This is a genomic window from Roseateles sp. (assembly GCF_049240545.1).
GTDB lineage: Bacteria > Pseudomonadota > Gammaproteobacteria > Burkholderiales > Burkholderiaceae_C > Paucibacter_A.
Map to the genome: position 1 here is coordinate 1 of NZ_JBMLSK010000204.1, position 18,255 is coordinate 18,255.

An 18,255-nucleotide genomic window follows, 5' to 3' on the forward strand; every position below is an offset into this window, starting at 1 on the left:
GCTGGGCCCATCGTCGCCGCGACCACGGCGGCGTCATCTTCATCGACCTGCGCGATCGCGAAGGCCTGGTGCAAGTCGTCTGTGACCCCGATCGCGCCGATATGTTCAAGGTGGCCGAAGAGGTGCGCAACGAGTTCTGCCTCAAGGTCGTGGGCAAGGTGCGCCTGCGCCCCGCCGGCACCGAGAACAACAACCTGACCAGCGGCAAGATCGAAGTGCTGTGTCATGAGCTGGAAGTGCTGAACCCCTCGGTGACGCCGCCGTTCCAGATCGACGACGAGAACCTGTCGGAAACCACGCGCCTCACACATCGCGTGCTGGACCTGCGTCGCCCCTATATGCAGAACAACCTGATGCTGCGCTACCGCGTGGCGATGGAAGCGCGCAAGTTCCTGGACGAGCATGGCTTCATCGACATCGAAACGCCGATGCTCACCAAGAGCACGCCCGAAGGCGCGCGCGACTACCTGGTGCCCAGCCGCGTGCACGACGGCATGTTCTTCGCGCTGCCGCAATCGCCCCAGCTGTTCAAGCAGTTGCTGATGGTGGCCGGCTACGACCGCTACTACCAGATCACCAAGTGCTTCCGCGACGAAGACCTGCGTGCCGATCGCCAGCCCGAATTCACCCAGATCGATATTGAAACGAGCTTCCTGAGCGAACAGGAAATCCGTGACATGTTCGAAGGCATGATCCGCCACGTCTTCATGAAGGCGCTGAATGTGGATCTGGGCACCTACCCGGTGATGAAGTACGCCGATGCCATGCATCTCTACGGCTCGGACAAGCCCGACCTGCGCGTCAAGCTGCAGTTCACCGAGCTGACCGATGTGATGGGCGATGTGGACTTCAAGGTCTTCTCGACCCCCGCCACCACCAAGGGCGGCCGTGTCGTTGCTCTGCGCGTGCCCGGTGGCGCCTCGATCAGCCGCGGCGAGATCGATGCCTACACCGAGTTCGTCAAGATCTACGGCGCCAAAGGTCTGGCCTGGATCAAGGTCAATGAAGTGGCCAAGGGCCGCGAAGGCCTGCAAAGCCCTATCGTCAAGAACCTGCACGACAAGGCCGTGGCCGACATCCTGGCCCGCACCGGCGCGCAAGATGGCGACCTGATCTTCTTCGGCGCCGACAAGGCCAAGGTGGTGAACGACGCCATCGGCGCGCTGCGCCTGAAGGTGGGTCACAGCGAATTCGGCAAGGCCAATGGCCTGTTCGAAGACCGCTGGGCACCGCTGTGGGTGGTGGACTTCCCGATGTTCGAGCACGACGAAGAGAACGATCGCTGGGCGGCCGTGCACCACCCCTTCACCGCGCCCAAGGATGGCCATGAGGACCTGATGGTCACCGACCCCGGTGCCTGTATCGCCAAGGCCTACGACATGGTGCTGAACGGCTGGGAACTCGGCGGCGGCTCCATCCGTATCCACCGCGCCGAGGTGCAGAGCAAGGTTTTCGACGCGCTCAAGATCCGCAAGGAAGACGCCCAGGTCAAGTTCGGCTTCCTGCTGGACGCGCTGCAGTACGGCGCCCCGCCGCACGGTGGCCTGGCCTTCGGTCTGGACCGCATCGTCACCATGATGACCAAGGCCGAGTCCATCCGCGACGTGATCGCCTTCCCCAAGACCCAGCGCGCCCAGTGCCTGCTGACCGGCGCACCGAGCAATGTGGACGACAAGCAACTGCGCGAACTGCACATCCGCTTGCGTAACGCGGTGGCCACGCCATCGGCTTGATGCGGCAGTAAAAGCAAGCCTGAGTCTGGCGGCAGCCGGGCTTGGCTTGTGTAAGGACAGGGGCGGCTTCGGCTGCCCTTGTTTTTTGGGGTCGCAGCCTAGGCCTCGGGTTGATCTGGGCTGGGGTCGATCAAGGGGGCTTGGAGCGGCAGTTCGATGCTCAGCTTGGTGCCTTGTCCCGGTGAGCTGTCGATGCTGATCTGTCCGCCCAAGAGCCCGGTGACCAAGTTGTAGACGATGTGCAGCCCCAAGCCCGAGCCGCCTTGGCCCAGCTTGGTGGTGAAGAAGGGATCAAAGGCCCGCGCCAAATGTTCAGCGGGCATGCCTTGTCCGTTGTCGCTCAACTCGATCCGCACGCGTGCCTCGGGACGAGCTTCTGCCTTGATATCGATGCGTCCCGGCTTTCCTGCGGGAAACGCATGCAGAACCGCGTTGTTGATGATGTTCATCAGCACTTGGATCAAGGGGCCGGGATAGCTGTTCATGCGCAGCCCTGCGGGGACATCTTCCTGCAGGCGCACGCCGCTGCGCCGCAAACTGGGCCCGAGGCTGAGCACGGTTTCGTGCAGCACCTCCTTGAGGTCAAACTCGCGCAACTGGTAGCTGGATTGATCAACGGCCACTTGTTTGAAGCTGCTGATCAACTCGGCCGCGCGGCCCAGACTGGCCTCCAGCATGCTGCTGGCTTCGCGCAAGGCCTCCAAGAAGGCCTGCAGCGATGAGCGTCTCAGGCCCGTACTCAAGGCCGCTTCAAAGTCCTTTTGCCGGGCAGCCAAGGTGGTGGCCATCAGCATCGCGTTGCCGATGGGAGTGTTCAGCTCGTGAGCGATGCCGGCCACCAAATTCCCCAAAGAGGCGAGCTTTTCTGCGCGTACCAATTCGGTTTGCGCATGTTGCAAGGTCTGTAGCGTTTCATCCAACTCCCGGTTGCGCGCCTCCAGTTGCGCCGTGCGCTCGGTCACGCGGCCTTCGAGTTGACTGTTCAGCGCACTGAGTTGGGCCGAGACGCGCTTGCGCTCGGTGACGTCGAGATAACTGGTCAGCACCGTGCGCTCGCCATGCATATCGATGTAGCGACCTGAGACCTCGCACAGCCGGGTGCTGCCGTCTGCATGGCGAAGCAAAGCCTCGCGGCTGAGCGCCATATCGTTCTTGATCAAATCTTGAAAGAAGCGGCCCCGTGCATCCTTGTCGAGCCAGAAGTCGAACGCCTTGCCGGGACGGCCTTCGCAACTGCCGGGTGGATAGCCAAAGACCTGATACCAGGCTTGATTCCAATAGGTGGGTGAATCGCTGCCCGCGGTCATCGAGGTTCGCGCCATTGGCAGAGGGGCCGAGTCGAACAGGGCCATGAAGCTCTGTTCACTCTGGCGCAACTGCATCTCGACCTGTTTCAAGGCCGTGATGTCGGTGGAAACGGCCAGCACCAGCTGTTCCTTCTCCAAGGCAAGCAGGCGGCTGGTGTAGATCAACCAAACCGGCTGGCCGTCGGCATTTTGGCGCTGCACCTGCTGAACAGGCAGTTGGCCGCTTGCAGCCAGCTCGCGGCCCATGGCGCGCATCTTCTCTTGGCTCTCGATAATGCCGAAGTCCACCGGCGTCCGGCCAATCGCGTCGGCGCGTGAGATGCCCAGCATTGCTGTGAACGCTGGATTGACATCGACATAGACCCCGTCGCTTAAACGTGCCAGGGTGATCGGATAGGGGAAGGCTTCCACCGTGAGCCGAAACCGTTGATCCGTGGCGGCCAGGGTTTCGGCCATCCGGTTGAAGGAGCGGGCCAGTTCGCTGATCTCGTCATCGCCCATGATGGCAGCGCGGGCTTGGGGGTCGCCGTTTTGCAGCCGTCCATGGGCCTGGGCCAGCTCTCCAAGCGGGCGAAGCACGATGAAGCGGAGCAGTACCGCACCGAGCAGCGCCAACAGGGCACATGCGGCAAGGGCGAGCATGCCGCGCAGGCGCAGCCGCTCTGCGCGTGCGAACAAGCTGGCTTCGGGTAGGGCGTAGACCAGCGTCCATTCCCACTCGTTGGGCCGGCCGGCCTCGGCGTACCAGGTCTGGCCCGCCGCTGCGATCGCGATCAAGCCGCTGCGCTGGCCGCTTTCCTGCGCGCGTCGCAGCACCGACAAGACCTCGGTGGTTTGGGGCTGACTCGCTGCAGAAGGCACGCCCAGTGCCTCGCCTTCTTCGCCCAGACCGCCCGCCATCAAGCGACCCTGGCGGTCCAGCACCATGGTGCGCGCCTCCTCTTGCGTGATGTTGCCCACAGCAAAGGACAGCAAGGGAGCTAGCTTCAAATTGCCGATCAGCGCGCCCACTTGGCGGCCGCGCGGATCAAAAACAGGCTGGGCCATGCTCAGCAAGAGTTCGCCGGAGTCCGGATTGATGAAGGGCGCTGACAGGGTCTCGCGACCCTGCGCCAAGTCTTTCAGCAGGGGATCAAAGGACGCCGGCAATGCCGCTTGCCCGTTGGCATGCAGGCCCTGCTTCTCGTCCAGGAAGTAGAAGGCCTCGAAACGCTGAGACATGCCATTCCAACGCCGCAGTGCAGCCAGCCATTGGGTCTGGTTGCCGCCGGGCAAGGGTTCGCTGCTGGCTAAGACGCGCAGGGTGTCGCGCGCGTCCTCCATGCCTTGCTGCAGGTGCTCGGCGTTCTTTGCCAGCACCGCTTGAGCCCGCCCTTTGTGCTCGGCCAATAAAGACTCGCGCATCATCTGACCACTGAAGTAGAGCGTCAGCCCGGCCAGCACCAGCATCGGAGCGATCACACTGAGAGCGATGCGGGGCAGCAACTTCATGGGATGTGCTTGGGCATGGTCGGGGTGGGTGGGCTCGAGGCGCTGGTGAGTAAGCTCGCGCGCGTTGGCTCACTATAGGGCCACTGGCCGGCGTCATCATCAGTGGGTCGACTCTCCGCTATGCTTTGCGCATGAGTGTTCGAGCCCTAGCGACCCCGATGAATCGTGCTTACAAGATCCCCGAATCCGTGCTGGTTGTCATTCACACGGCCGACCTGCAGGTCTTGATGCTGGAGCGCGCCGATCGACCCGGTTTTTGGCAAAGCGTGACCGGCTCCAAGGACGCGCCCGACGAGGCCTTGCGAGAGACCGCCCGGCGCGAAGTGCTGGAGGAAACCGGCATCGTGGCGCAAGAGGGCGACTTGGTCGATTGGGGTTTGGCCAATCGATATGAAATCTATCCGGTATGGCGCCATCGCTATGCCTCCGGCGTGACGCACAACACCGAGCATGTCTTCGGCCTGCAGGTGCCAGCCGGCACTTTGGTGCGCTTGGCGCCACGTGAGCATCTGCAGTTCCGCTGGCTGCCCTGGCGTGAGGCTGCGGATTTGTGCTTCTCCCCCTCGAATGCAGAAGCCGTCTTGCATCTGCCCCAGCAACTGATCGCGCAGGCTTGACGATGAATGCTGGAAACGCCTTCAGCCATTCGGTGCTGCCCTCCAACAGTCATTTCAGCCGGCCTCATTTGCGTGTCGCCACCTACAACATCCACAAAGGTGTGCGCGGCCTGGGGCCGCAAAAACGCCTGGAGATCCATAACCTCAGCATGGGGGTGGAGGCTTTGAAGGCCGACCTGGTCTTCTTGCAAGAGGTGCGGCACTTTCATCACCGGGAGGCCAAGGAGTTTCAGCGCACCTGGTTTGGCTGGCCCGAGCAAGGGCAGGCGGAGTTTTTGGCGCCAGACGGCTACGAGGTGGCTTACCGTACCAATGCCGTCACCAAGCATGGCGAACATGGCAACGCCTTGTTGTCGCGTTTTCCGCTGGGCGACGTGGGGCACCATGATGTGTCGGACCATCGTTTCGAGCAACGCGGCCTCTTGCATGTGCCGGTGCAGTGGCAGGGCGTGGAGGTGCACACGGTGGTCGCGCATCTGGGCCTGATGCACAGCGGCCGGGTGCGCCAAGTGCAGCGCTTGGGCGAGTTCATCGCCAACCATGTGCCGGCCAATGCCTTGCTTTTGGTGGCGGGTGACTTCAACGATTGGGGCGAGCGCTTGGATGCGCCGATGCGTGAGTCGGGCTTGCAGCGCGCGGTGCCACCGATGGGTCGCGGGCGCCATGCGACCTTCCCTTCGCGGCTGCCGTTTTTCTCGCTGGACCGCATCTATACGCGGGGCTTACGCTGCGTCTCCATGCAAGTGCCCAAGGGCCCGGTCTGGGCTCGGATGTCGGACCATCTGCCGCTGCTGGCTGAGCTGGAGCTTGAATAGGTGCCGCGCACTTGAGTACCCCGGCTGAGTCTGACGCCCTGCTGTCTTGGCACAAGATGCCGCTGGCCGATTGGGTCGGCGGCAACGAGCTACAGCTCTTGCGTGGCGGTGACGAGCTATTTCCTGCCCAGGAGGAGGCCATTGGCGCGGCCACCCATGAGGTTTGGCTGGCAACCTACATCTTCCACTTCGACGCCGCGGGTGCTGCTTTGGCGGCACAGCTGGTGGCCACGGCCCGGCGCGGCGTACGGGTTCGTGTGGTCGTGGACGGCTTTGGTTCGCGTGCCAGCTTGCCCTGGCTGCAAGAGCAGTTTGCAGACAGCGGCGTGGCGCTGGCGGTGTTTCGCCCCATCGACCGTTGGTACAGCTGGCTGCAGCCTGGGCAGTTGCGTCGCCTGCATCAAAAGCTTTGTGTCGTCGATGGCGATCACGCCTTTGTTGGCGGTATCAACATCATTGGCGACCGGGTGGATCTCAACCATGGTGATACCGATCAACCCCGGCTGGACTTTGCCGTCGGTCTGCGCGGCCCGCTGGTGCAGTCGGTGGCGCAAGCGGTGCGGGCCGTCTGGACCCGTGCCTGGCTAGGTCGCGATTTTGGTGAGGAGTTGTTGGCGCTGGTTCGCAGCACGGAGCCGGGTGCCCGCCTGCGTCGCTTGGTGCAAGGTTTGCGTCTGCCTCGCCTGGGGCGCGGGGCGCTTGCGGGTCAGGGCGTGGCGGCGGTCGAGCCGTGTTTGCCGCCCGTCTGTGCCGCTTTTGTCTTGCGCGACAACCTGCGTCGTCGCCGCACCATCGAACGCGCCTATATCGAGGCGATCCGTTCAGCGCAGCAGCGTGTCGACCTCGTCACGCCTTACTTTTATCCCGGCCATGCCTTTCGCAAGGCCTTGCGCGATGCCTCGCGGCGCGGTGTGCAGGTGCGTTTGCTGCTGCAAGGCAAGCTGGACTACCGCATTGCCGGCATGGCCGCGCAAGCCTTGTATGCCGAGCTGCTGGGCCATGGTGTGGCCATCTATGAGTACACGCCGGCCTATCTGCATGCCAAGGTCTGCGTGGTCGATGAGAGTTGGGCCACGGTGGGCAGCTCCAATATCGACCCGCTCTCGCTGCTGCTCAATCTGGAGGCCAATGTGATCGTGCAGGATGCCGGCTTCTCGCGCCATTTGGCGGCCGAGTTTGAGCGGGCGGTGCAGGTTTCTCGGCGTGTCGATATGGCGTCCTTGGGCGGCGCGGGTTGGCGCGGCGTGCTGCGCCGAGCCCTGGTGGCCTGGGCCGCCTATGTCTACCTGCGCGTGGCCGGGGCCACCGGGCGCTACTGAGGGGTAGTCCCGGGAGCAGGCACAAAAAAAGGCGGGAACGGACCACTCAAGTCCATTCCCGCCCTTTCATGGCTGGTTTGCGAAAGGTTTAGCGCAGCACCACCAAGCCGCCCACGTCTTGCGTCAGCTGGGTCAGCTTGCCGCTGCTGACCAAGTCAAACGCATGCTCGATATCGGGCGCCAGATAGTGGTCGGTCGGCATCGGCGGGCATTGCTCGCGCACCAAGGCGTAAACCTTCTCCAAGGCGGAGGAGCTTTGCAGCGGACGCAGGAACTCGAAGCCTTGGGCGGCGGCCAACAACTCGATGCCGATGATGTGGCCGGTGTTGTCTAGCATCTGACCCAGACGGCGCGCGCCGAAGGTGGCCATGGAGACATGGTCTTCCTGGTTGGCGCTGGTGGGCAGGCTGTCCACGCTGGCCGGGTGGGCCAGGCTCTTGTTCTCGCTGGCCAGGGCGGCGGCGGTCACATGCGCAATCATGAAGCCCGAGTTCAGGCCCGCGTTGGCGGTCAAGAAGGGTGGCAGGCGCGAGACGCCGGCGTCGATCAACATGGCGATGCGGCGCTCGGCAATTGCGCCGACTTCGGCGATGGCGCAGGCCAGCGCGTCGGCGGCCAGGGCCACCGGCTCGGCATGGAAGTTGCCGCCGCTGACCATGGCGCTGCTGCCGTCGGCATTTGCAAATACCAGCGGGTTGTCGGTGACGGCATTGGCTTCGCGCAAGAGCACGTCGCGCACATAACGCGCTTGGTCCAGGCATGCGCCCATCACCTGCGGTTGGCAGCGCAGGCAATAGGGGTCTTGCACCCGCTCGTCGCCTTCTTGGTGCGAGGCACGGATGGCGCTGCCGGCCAGGATCTGGCGATAGGCGGCCGCAGCCTCGATCTGGCCGGGCTGGCCGCGCACCTCGTGGATGCGGGCATCGAAGGGGCCGTCGCTGCCGCGCGCCGCGTCCAGGCTGAGTGCCCCGCTGACGATGGCAGCGGCATAGACCACTTCAAAGCGCAACAGGCCTTCCAGCGCCAGGGCGGTGCTGGTCTGGGTGCCGTTGATCAGGGCCAGGCCTTCCTTGGCCTGCAGCACCAGCGGCGCAATGCCGTGCTTTTGCAGCTCGGGCAGGGCCGGCACGCGCTGGCCGTCGACCAACATCTCGCCTTCGCCCAGCAGGGCCAGGGTCATGTGCGAGAGCGGTGCCAGGTCGCCCGAGGCGCCCACCGAGCCTTGCGCGGGCACATAGGGGATCAGGCCGGCGTTGAAGACCGCCAGCAGGCTGTTCACCACTTCTTCGCGCACGCCGGAATGGCCGCGCGCCAGCGAGGCTGCCTTGGTGGCCAGCATCAGGCGCACCACCGAAGGCTGCAAGGGCGCACCGACGCCGACGCAGTGCGAGCGGATCAGGTTGAACTGCAGCGTGGCCAGGTCGGCCTTGCTGATGCGGGTGGAGGCCAGCTTGCCGAAGCCGGTGTTGACGCCGTAGACCGGAGCATCTCCCGCGGCGGCGGCCTGCACCACGGCGGCGCTGCGGCGAATGATGTCGGTGGCGCTGGTATGCAGGCTCAGGCGGGCATCGCCGTTGCGGATCTGGCGCAGCTGGTCCAGCGTGATGTGGCCGGGGGTGATTTCGATGTTCATGGGTCAGCTCTTTGTTTGAGTTATGAGGTGGCTTATTGATCCAACATGGGCATGTTCAGGCCGCGTTCGCGAGCCGTGGTCTTGGCGATTTCGTAGCCGGCATCGGCATGGCGCATCACGCCGGTGCCGGGGTCGTTGTAGAGCACGCGTGAGAGGCGCTGGGCGGCAGCATCGGTGCCGTCGGCCACGATCACCACGCCGCTGTGCTGGGAAAAGCCCATGCCCACGCCGCCGCCATGGTGCAAGCTCACCCAGGTGGCGCCGCCGGCGGTGTTCAGCAAGGCGTTCAGCAGCGGCCAGTCGGACACAGCGTCCGAGCCGTCTTGCATGCTTTCGGTTTCGCGATTCGGGCTGGCCACCGAGCCGCTGTCCAGGTGGTCACGGCCGATGACGATAGGCGCCTTCAGCTCTCCGTTCTTGACCATCTCATTGAAGGCCAGGCCGGCGATGTGGCGCTCGCCCAGGCCCAGCCAGCAGATGCGTGCCGGTAGGCCTTGGAAGGCGATGCGTTCCTTGGCCATGTCCAGCCAGCGGTGCACATGGGCGTGGTGCGGGAACAGTTCCTTGATCTTGGCGTCGGTCTTGTAGATGTCTTCCGGGTCGCCAGACAGCGCCACCCAGCGGAAGGGGCCGCGGCCTTCGCAGAACTGCGGGCGCACATAGGCGGGCACAAAGCCGGGGAAGTCAAAGGCGTTCTTCACGCCTTGCTCCAGCGCGACCTGGCGGATGTTGTTGCCGTAGTCCACGGTCGGGATGCCCATGGCCTGGAACAGCAGCATGGCCTTCACATGCTCGGCGCAGCTGGCGGCGGCGGCGGCCTTCAGCTCGGCGTGCTGGGTCGGGTCGGCGGCGGCAGCCTTCCATTGTTCGACGCTCCAGCCGGCCGGCAGATAGCCGTTGATCAGGTCATGGGCGCTGGTTTGGTCGGTCACCAGATCGGGCTTGACGCTGGGGTCGGTCTTGCAGCGTTCGGCCAGCGCGGGCAGGATGCGAGCCGCATTGCCCAGCAGCGCGATGGAGATGGCCTTGCCCTCGGCGGTGTACTTCTTGATGCGGGCCAGCGCGTCGTCCAGGTCGGTGGCTTGCTCATCGACATAGCGGGTCTTCAGGCGGAAGTCGATGCGCGATTGCTGGCACTCGATGTTCAGCGAGCAAGCGCCGGCAAAGGTGGCGGCCAGCGGCTGGGCGCCGCCCATGCCGCCCAGGCCTGCGGTTAGCACCCAGCGGCCCTTCAGCGAGCCTCCATAGTGCTGGCGGCCGGCTTCGGCAAAGGTTTCATAGGTGCCTTGCACGATGCCTTGGGTGCCGATATAGATCCAGCTGCCGGCTGTCATCTGGCCGTACATCATCAAGCCCTTGCGGTCCAACTCGTTGAAGTGCTCCCAGTTGGCCCAGTGCGGCACCAAGTTGGAGTTGGCGATCAACACGCGCGGTGCGTCGGCGTGGGTCTTGAACACGCCCACCGGCTTGCCCGACTGCACCAGCAGGGTTTCGTCGGCTTCGAGCTTCTTGAGCGACTCAAGAATGGCCTCGAAGCAGTCCCAGTTGCGCGCCGCCTTGCCGATGCCGCCATAGACCACCAAGTCGTTCGGGTTCTCGGCCACCACCGGGTCCAAGTTGTTTTGGATCATGCGGTAAGCGGCTTCGGTCAGCCAGCTCTTGCAGCTGAGTTGGGTGCCGGTGGGGGCGCGAACGACGCGAGCCTGGGCGGGAGTCTTGGACATGGGCTTCTCCAAAAACATGTGAAATGGAAGTCGCGACCGGCGTTGAAGGGACCGAGGCGATGCTTTGAAAGTGTGCGAACTCTACTTGTCTATACAAGTACAGTCAAGTACGATCCAGCCCATGGTCAGAAAATCTCCCGCCGGCCCCGAGCCGCAGTACCAGAAGGTGCAAAACCATTTGCGCGAGCGCATCGCCAGCGGCCATTGGGTGGCCGGCGACCTGCTGCCCTCGGAGGCTGAACTGGTGCAGACCTTCGGCGTCAGCCGCATGACGGTGAACCGGGCGCTGCGCGAGTTGCATCAAGAAGGCTTGATTGAGCGGGTGCAGGGCGTGGGGACTTTTGTGGCGCAGTTGCACCGCATCTCCTCCACATTGACGGTGCGCGATGTGCATGACGAGATCGCTGAGCGAGGCCATCGGCATGAGGCTCAGGTGCATGAGTTGAAGCAGGTGTCGGCGAACGCCGAGCAGGCCCGGCTGTTTGAAGTGGCTGAAGGCGCGCCGCTGTTCCACAGCTTGATCGTGCACCTGGAAAACGGTGTTGCCATTCAGTGTGAAGACCGCCTGGTCAATCCGGCCAGCGCGCCGGACTATCTGAGCCTCGATTTCACCCACACCACGCCCACCCATTACCTGCTTGAGCTTGCGCCCTTGAGCGAAGCGCGTTACACCATCGAGTCCAAATTACCCAGCGCCCAGGAAGCCAAGCTGCTGGGCATTGACCGCCGCGACCCCTGTTTGGTGCTTTTGCGCACCACCTACAGCCGGGGCCGCACGGTGACCACGGTGCGACTGACCCACCCGGGCTCGCGCTATTTGTTGCAGGGGAGTTTTCAGGCATGAGCCCAATGCATGGCCGCCCAAAATTGGGCTCACACCCGCTTGGCGGGTCGGAACGAAGTGACGGGGTGCCCCAATGAGTTGGAGTGTGATCAGTGCTGAAGATGTTGCTGCACAGGCTTGGAAGAATGGCGGCGGCCAGACCCGCGAGTTGCTGGCTTGGCCGCATCTCAGCGATTGGATTGTTCGCATCAGCGTGGCGGACATTGAACGCGACGGCCCGTTCTCGGCCTTTGACGGTATCGAGCGCTGGTTCGCGGTGCTGCAAGGCGAGGGCGTGCGGCTTGGTGATCAGGACTTGCGTGCGGGCGACGGTCTGCATCAATTTGACGGCGCGCTGGCGCCGGACTGCAGCCTGCTTGGCGGCCTGACCCGCGACTTCAATCTGATGCACCGGCGCAGCCGCGGCCAGATGCAGGTGAAAGCCGCCACGCAAGACCTGACCCCAGTTGCCGGCCAAGCGCAGTGGGTGGGACTGTTTAGCGCCGAAGGTGGTCGCCTGATTCACGGCGGTCGGGCGATGGCGCTCAAGCCGCTGAGCTTGGCCTGGTGTGAGAGCCCGGTTGCGCAGGTCTGCCATTTCGATGGCTCAGGCGCGGCTTGGTGGATGGTCTGGAGCGAATCCTCTTCAGGAGCTTGAAGCGATGAGACGTACCAAACTCTGGCGTAATGCCAAACTGGTGACCCTGGCTGGCGATCAGCCCTGGGGCATGTTGGAGCAGGGCGCTTTTGCCTCGCAGGGCGAGCATCTGCAATGGGTCGGGCCCTTGGCGGAGTTGCCCGAGGACTTGCGCGCCTCGGTCGTCAGCGAGGTGGACTTGGGCGGTGCGGTGGTCACGCCGGGTCTGATCGACTGCCACACCCATCTGGTCTATGGCGGCCAGCGCGCCCATGAGTTCGAGATGCGCTTGAACGGCGCCAGCTACGAAGAGATTGCGCGCGCCGGCGGTGGCATTCGCTCCACCGTGGCCGCCACCCGCAATGCCACCGAACACCAGCTTTATGCGCAAGCGGCGCACCGGGTTTTGAAGCTGCTGGCTGAGGGCGTGACCACGCTGGAGGTGAAGTCTGGCTACGGCCTGAGTCAGGCGGCCGAGACCAAGATGCTGCGCGTGGCGCGGCGCCTTTCGGGTCTGGGCGTTGATGTGCGCACCACCTATTTGGGCGCCCATGCTGTGCCGGCCGAGTTCGAGGGCAGGCAAGACGAGTATGTGCAGGCGGTGTGCGACTGGCTGCCGGCGCTGCGCCGCGACGGCCTGGTCGACGCAGTGGATGCGTTTTGCGAAGGCATCGGCTTCAGCCCGGCGCAAACGCGCAAGGTCTTTGAGGCGGCCCGCGCCTTAGGCTTGCCGGTCAAGCTGCATGCCGAGCAGTTGAGCGATCAGGGCGGCACGCAGTTGGCGGCCGAATTCAAGGCCCTGTCTTGCGATCACTTGGAATACCTGAGCGACGCTGGTGTTCAAGCCATGGCCGCCAGCGGAATGGTGGCAACGCTGCTGCCCGGCGCCTACTACTTCCTGCGCGAAACCAAGCTGCCGCCGGTGCAGGCGCTGCGCGATGCCGGCGTGCCGATTGCGATTTCCACCGACCACAACCCCGGCACCTCGCCGACGCTGTCCTTGCTGTTGATGCTGAACATGGCCTGCACCCTGTTCCGCTTGACGCCGGAAGAAGCGCTGCGCGGCGTGACCATCCATGCCGCCAAGGCCTTGGGTCTGGCCGACCGGGGCCAACTGGTGGCGGGCCAGCGCGCCGACTTCTGCGTCTGGGACATCGAGCACCCGAACGAGCTGTCCTACTACTTTGGCCGCAATCCGCTGCGCCAGGTGGCGCGCGGCGGGGCCGAGCGAAAGTAAGTTTGTCTGTCCGTCTGTCTGTAGCGATAAGCCAAGAACCATGAGCGACCATCCCGTCTTTCAACTCAGCCAGGGCCGTACGCCCTTGCTGATCAGCATGCCCCATGTGGGCACCGCCATTCCCGCCGATCAGGTCTCGCGTTATCAGCCGCGCGCCTTGGCCTCCGAAGACACCGACTGGCATTTGGAGCGGCTCTACCGCCCGATCGCTGAGAGCTTGGGCGCCAGCCTGATCGTCCCGCATTACTCGCGCTTCTTGATCGACCTGAATCGCCCGCCCGAAGACACGCCGATGTATCCGGGCGCCAGCAATACCGAGCTGTGCCCCACGCGCTTCTTCAGCGGCGAGCCGCTCTACCTGCCGGGCCAGGAGCCCGACGAGGCCGAGAAGCTGCGCCGCCGCCAGCTCTACTGGCTGCCCTACCACCGGGCCTTGAACGCCGAGCTGCAGCGCCTGAAAAACCTGTTTGGCTATGCGCTGCTGTTTGATGCACACAGCATCCGCTCCGAGCTGCCCTGGTTGTTTGAGGGCCGTCTGCCCGATCTGAACCTGGGCACGGTGGAGGGGCGCTCCTGTGACCCTGCCATCACGCAAGCTTTGGGCGCGGTGCTGGCCGGTCAGGGTGACTACACGCAGGTGGTGAACGGCCGTTTCAAGGGTGGCTACATCACCCGACATTACGGCCAACCCGAGCAGCAGCAACACGCGGTGCAGCTGGAAATGTGCTGGCGCTGCTATATGGAAGAAGCTTCGCCATACGCTTATGAAGAAGCCCATGCGGCCCAGGTGCGCCCCTTGCTGAACACGCTGCTGACCGAGTATTTGAAGTGGAAGCCCCAGGCATGAGTGAGCGTTTCTTTTGGGCCGAGCAGGCCTGGGTCGAGGGCCGTTGGCAGCGCGATGTGGCGCTCACGATCGGTGCTAACGGTCACTGGCAGCAGATCGAAGCCGGCCGGCCTTTCGCCGAGGGCATGCAGCGCTTGTCCGGGCCGGTGATTCCCAGCTTGGTCGACACCCACAGCCACGCTTTTCAACGCGCTTTCGCCGGCCTGGCCGAGCGCCGCGAAGCCGGGGATGATGATTTCTGGTCCTGGCGCGACCGCATGTATGGGTTGGCGCTGAAGCTCAGCCCCGAGCAGCTGCGCGATGTGGCGGCGCAGCTTTACCAGGAGTTGCTGACCGGTGGCTACACCCAGGTCTGTGAGTTCCACTACCTGCAGCACGCGCCGGACGGCCAAGCCTATGCCGATGAGCTGGCCATGAGCTGGGCCTTGGCCGATGCGGCCGCCGAGGTCGGCATTGGCTTGACGATGCTGCCGGTGCTGTATGCCCGCTCGGGCTTTGGCCAGCCGGGCTTGCGCGAGGATCAGCGCCGCTTCAAGACCGATGCAGCCTGGGTCTGGGCCGCCAGCCAGCGCATCAATGCGGCCCAGCGGCCCTTGTTGAATGCTGGCGTGGCCCTGCATTCCTTGCGCGCAGCCAATAGCGACGATATCGAGGCCTTGCAGGCCTTGGTCGGCGAGGCCGACATTCCCATCCACATCCACATCAGCGAGCAGCAGCAAGAAGTGCGCGACTGCTTGGCCGCCACCGGCCAGCGGCCGATGCAATGGCTGTGCAATCAGTTCAAGCCCGACGCGCGCTGGCATTTGGTGCATGCCACCCACAGCACCCGAGACGAGATCGCTCAAGTGGCCGCCTCGGGTGCCAGCGTGGTGATCTGCCCCGGCACCGAGGGCAATTTGGGTGACGGTCTGATCGACCTGCCGGGCTGGTTGGCGGCTGGGGTGCCGATCAGCATCGGTTCGGACAGCCATGTCACCCGCAACTGGGTGGAAGAGCTGCGTTGGCTGGAGTACGGCCAGCGCCTTGGCCTGCAGCAGCGCAATGTGGCCGCCGCGCCAGGGCGCCAGCCCAGCACCGCGGCGCGTCTGTTTGAAGCGACGCGCCAGGGCAGCGCGGCTCCGGCCGGGTTCAAGCAATGGGGCCTGGAGCAGGGGGGGCGGGCTGATTTTCTGGTCCTGGACCCGCTGGCCAGCGGCGTGGCCGGCCTGCCGGCCGAGTCGGCGCTGGATGGCCTGGTCTTTGCCTCCCAGGGTCAGGTCTTGCGTGAAGTCTATGTGGCGGGCTGCCTGCGCTGGCAACCGGCGCAGGCCTTGGCTCACACTGCCCAGAACGCCGTGACCGAACGATTCATCCGCACCATGCAGGCGCTCGTCTAGGCCTGCACAACCCCCCGGGCTCCTGAGTCTGTTGCAATTTGGCAGGCATCGCCGCGCTTTATCTCTTTTGTGCGAACAGCGTATCGCATATATTGAGCAACCATGAGGGCTTGTCGCCCCAGGAGCCGACGATGTTGAATCTGCAGGATTTCACGGTACGCGCCCGCTTGTATGCCTTGGCCGCGGTTTCCATACTGATGTTGCTGCTTGTCGGGGGCATGGGCTTGTTGAGCCTGAATCAGTCGGCGCGGTCTTTTGGGCATTTTGTCGAAAACGACAACCAGTCTCTGATCTACGTGTCGGTGTTGCGCGCCGAGTCTGGCAATTTGCGCCGTTACGAAAAAGACATGGTGATCAATCTCGAGGACAGCGCGGCCATCGAGAAATACCGGGTCGATTGGGCCAAGTCGTACGACAAGTTTCTCAAGGCGGAGCAAGATCTCTCTAGGCTCGATGTTGCGCCCGAAGCGAAGCAACTGATCGCGGCGATTGAAGACGGCCTGAAGAAGTACAAGGCCGAGATGGAACCCTTCATGGGCCAGGTCGCCGCCAAGGCCTTTGCCGACCCCGCTGCTGCCAATAAAGCGCTTGCCGAGGCCAAGAAGGCCGTCCGGCCCCTGGAACAGAAGCTGGCCGAATTGGTCGTCGTCATCGACAAAGATGCCGATCTGGGGGTGGCGGAGATTGCGGTGCAGGAAAAGCGTATTCGCATGAGCTTGGTGCTGATTCTGGTGGGTTCGCTGTCGCTGATCGCCATCTACACGGTCTTCAATATCCGCTCGATATTGCAGCCCTTGGCGGCGGTCCAGCAGTCGACGGAACGTATCGCTGGCCAGGATTTGAGTGAGGCTATCGTGCCGCATGGCAAAAGCGAGACCGGCGACTTGATGCGCGGCGTCAAGGCCATGCAAGATTCTTTGCGTGAGGTGGTCAGCAATGTACGCAGCGCCACCGACAGCATTGCAATCGCTTCAGCCGAGGTGGCGGCTGGCGGCCATGATTTGAGCCATCGCACCGAGCAGGCGGCATCCAATCTGGAGCAAACCGCTTCGGCGATGGAGGAACTGACGGCGAGCGTCAAACATAACGCCGATTCGGCCCGGCAGGCGAATCAGCTCGCCACCGAGGCCGCCGGTGTGGCCCAGCGGGGCGGTGAAGTGGTGGGCGAGGTGGTCAGCACCATGAGCCGCATCAGCGCCTCGTCCAACAAGATCAGCGACATCATTTCCACCATCGACGGCATCGCTTTCCAGACCAATATCTTGGCGCTGAATGCCGCCGTGGAAGCGGCCCGCGCCGGCGAACAAGGGCGCGGTTTTGCGGTGGTGGCCAGCGAGGTGCGCTCCTTGGCGCAACGTTCGGCCGAGGCCGCCAAAGAGATCAAGGGCTTGATCACCGCCAGCAGCGAGAGCGTGGAGGCCGGGGCGGCCCTGGTCGAGCGTGCCGGCGGCACCATGCAGGAGGTGATTGCCTCGATCGGACGGGTGGGCAATATCGTGGCTGAAATCAGCCATGCCACCGCCGAGCAAAGCACCGGCATCGGGCAGATCGGCCAAGCCATCAGCCAACTCGACACCATGACACAGCAAAACGCCGCCCTGGTGGAAGAATCGGCCGCTGCCGCGCAAAGCCTGCAGACTCAGGCGGATGAGTTGGCCAAGTCGGTGGCGGTGTTCAAGCTTTGAGCGTGCCTTGGCGAGCCAGGGATGCACTGACCCTCGATCAGGGGTGATCCGTCGCCCCCCGCTCGTCCGCCGTGACTTTCTCTGTCTGCGCTGTTGCGGGAGTTGATCTCAGATGACGCATTGGTCGATTGGCTTTTGGCTCTTCCTGTTGATCGGTGTGCGGGCCTTGTTGCATCTTCTGCAGGTGCCTGGAGCCCATGACGCATATGGCTTGATCGTCATCGGGGCGGTGCTTGTATTCACTTGGGCCCGCTTGGGAATGCGCAAGCAGCTGAGGCCTTTCTTTTTGGGTGTGACCCTGTTTCTGCTTGGCAGCGTCTTGGATTGGGTAGACGAGTTGCTGGCCCAAAGCAATCAATGGCGCCCATGGCTGGAAGCGACCGATGACGTCTTGTTCGCCAGTGGTTTTTTCCTGATGGCGCTGGCCTTTATTCGCTTGATGCTGGAGCGAGACCGTCTGGAAGCCAAGCTTTACAGCCAAGCCTACCGGGACGAGTTGACTGGCCTGGGCAATCGGCGTGCCTTGTTCGAGCAGTTGGAGGGCTTGCTACAAAGTGCCTCGGGCACACTGCTCTATGTCGACGTTGACCATTTCAAGAGTGTCAACGACAGGTTTGGCCATGATGTGGGCGACCAAGTACTGAAGGGATGCGGGCAAGTCTTGAGTGCCGTCGCTGGGGCGCAAGGCTTTCGTCTGGGGGGCGATGAGTTTGTCTTGCTGCTGGGCAGTGAGGATTCGGTAGAGATCGACGCACATATTGTGGCCCTGCATGCCGGTACCCGGGGTTTGAGCGAGCAATACGGCATCGCCCTCAGCATTGGTGTGACTCGCTTCAGCCCCGGCTCGGTGCCTGACCCCGACACCGCACTCAAACTGGCCGATCAGCAGATGTATGAGGCCAAGCGCAAGAGCCGCACGGGCCGGCAGAACCGCCAAACAACGCGTTGATCGAGCCAGACGCTGGCTACTCGGGCGCGGCTTCGCTCGGGTTCACGAGAGGCACGGAGCTT

The 18,255-nt window shown here is 63.7% G+C and carries 14 protein-coding genes; 11 read left to right on the top strand and 3 right to left on the bottom strand.

Annotation, left to right across the window (positions count from 1 at the left end; genetic code table 11):
* The coding region (gene aspS, locus ACOVRJ_RS12690) for an aspartate--tRNA ligase (protein WP_422044214.1) at positions 1 to 1,733 on the top strand (1,733 nt) is incomplete at its 5' end.
* A 98-nt stretch (positions 1,734 to 1,831) separates the two neighbouring features.
* On the opposite strand, the gene ACOVRJ_RS12695 is transcribed toward aspS, so the two are convergent.
* The gene (locus tag ACOVRJ_RS12695) at positions 1,832 to 4,531 is read right to left on the bottom strand and encodes an ATP-binding protein (protein ID WP_422044215.1); all 2,700 of its coding nucleotides are present in this window, start codon (positions 4,529 to 4,531) and stop codon (positions 1,832 to 1,834) included.
* Positions 4,532 to 4,689: 158 nt separating this feature from the next.
* Here ACOVRJ_RS12695 and nudB point away from each other — a divergent pair, with 158 nt between their 5' ends.
* The 3 genes from nudB to clsB are packed head-to-tail and all read left to right on the top strand — an operon-like array spanning position 4,690 to position 7,282.
* The gene (nudB, locus tag ACOVRJ_RS12700) at positions 4,690 to 5,148 is read left to right on the top strand and encodes a dihydroneopterin triphosphate diphosphatase (protein WP_422044216.1); all 459 of its coding nucleotides are present in this window, start codon (positions 4,690 to 4,692) and stop codon (positions 5,146 to 5,148) included.
* A 2-nt stretch (positions 5,149 to 5,150) separates the two neighbouring features.
* The gene (locus tag ACOVRJ_RS12705) at positions 5,151 to 5,963 is read left to right on the top strand and encodes an endonuclease/exonuclease/phosphatase family protein (protein ID WP_422044217.1); all 813 of its coding nucleotides are present in this window, start codon (positions 5,151 to 5,153) and stop codon (positions 5,961 to 5,963) included.
* An 11-nt stretch (positions 5,964 to 5,974) separates the two neighbouring features.
* The gene (gene clsB / locus ACOVRJ_RS12710) at positions 5,975 to 7,282 is read left to right on the top strand and encodes a cardiolipin synthase ClsB (protein WP_422044218.1); all 1,308 of its coding nucleotides are present in this window, start codon (positions 5,975 to 5,977) and stop codon (positions 7,280 to 7,282) included.
* Positions 7,283 to 7,370: 88 nt separating this feature from the next.
* On the opposite strand, the gene hutH is transcribed toward clsB, so the two are convergent.
* Both hutH and hutU read right to left on the bottom strand, forming a co-directional pair.
* A complete protein-coding gene (gene hutH, locus ACOVRJ_RS12715) occupies positions 7,371 to 8,915 on the bottom strand; it encodes a histidine ammonia-lyase (RefSeq protein ID WP_422044219.1) in 1,545 nt (514 codons plus the stop codon).
* A 32-nt stretch (positions 8,916 to 8,947) separates the two neighbouring features.
* Positions 8,948 to 10,639 (bottom strand): urocanate hydratase, encoded by a 1,692-nt coding sequence (gene hutU / locus ACOVRJ_RS12720; RefSeq protein WP_422044220.1) that lies wholly within the window; start codon positions 10,637 to 10,639, stop codon positions 8,948 to 8,950.
* Between the two features lie 121 nt (positions 10,640 to 10,760).
* Between hutU and hutC the strand changes: the two genes are divergently transcribed.
* From hutC to ACOVRJ_RS12755, 7 genes are all read left to right on the top strand, one after another.
* Entirely contained in the window at positions 10,761 to 11,483 is a 723-nt protein-coding gene (gene hutC, locus ACOVRJ_RS12725; protein WP_339596478.1) for a histidine utilization repressor, read from the top strand.
* A gap of 73 nt (positions 11,484 to 11,556) precedes the next feature.
* Positions 11,557 to 12,120, top strand: coding sequence for a HutD family protein (locus ACOVRJ_RS12730; protein WP_422044221.1), 564 nt, complete (start codon positions 11,557 to 11,559; stop codon positions 12,118 to 12,120).
* 4 nt (positions 12,121 to 12,124) lie between these two features.
* Positions 12,125 to 13,336, top strand: coding sequence for an imidazolonepropionase (hutI, locus tag ACOVRJ_RS12735; RefSeq protein WP_422044222.1), 1,212 nt, complete (start codon positions 12,125 to 12,127; stop codon positions 13,334 to 13,336).
* 40 nt (positions 13,337 to 13,376) lie between these two features.
* The gene (gene hutG, locus ACOVRJ_RS12740; protein ID WP_422044223.1) at positions 13,377 to 14,183 is read left to right on the top strand and encodes an N-formylglutamate deformylase; all 807 of its coding nucleotides are present in this window, start codon (positions 13,377 to 13,379) and stop codon (positions 14,181 to 14,183) included.
* Positions 14,180 to 15,559: a formimidoylglutamate deiminase gene (gene hutF, locus ACOVRJ_RS12745; protein WP_422044224.1), complete on the top strand. Its 1,380-nt coding sequence runs from the start codon at positions 14,180 to 14,182 to the stop codon at positions 15,557 to 15,559. The genes hutG and hutF overlap by 4 nt, the downstream gene beginning before the upstream one ends.
* Before the next feature lie 131 nt (positions 15,560 to 15,690).
* Positions 15,691 to 17,244: a methyl-accepting chemotaxis protein gene (locus tag ACOVRJ_RS12750; protein WP_422044225.1), complete on the top strand. Its 1,554-nt coding sequence runs from the start codon at positions 15,691 to 15,693 to the stop codon at positions 17,242 to 17,244.
* A 112-nt stretch (positions 17,245 to 17,356) separates the two neighbouring features.
* Positions 17,357 to 18,193 carry a GGDEF domain-containing protein gene (locus ACOVRJ_RS12755; protein ID WP_422044226.1) on the top strand — a complete coding sequence of 279 codons (837 nt, stop codon included), beginning with the start codon at positions 17,357 to 17,359 and terminating at the stop codon, positions 18,191 to 18,193.
* Positions 18,194 to 18,255: the final 62 nt, after the last annotated feature.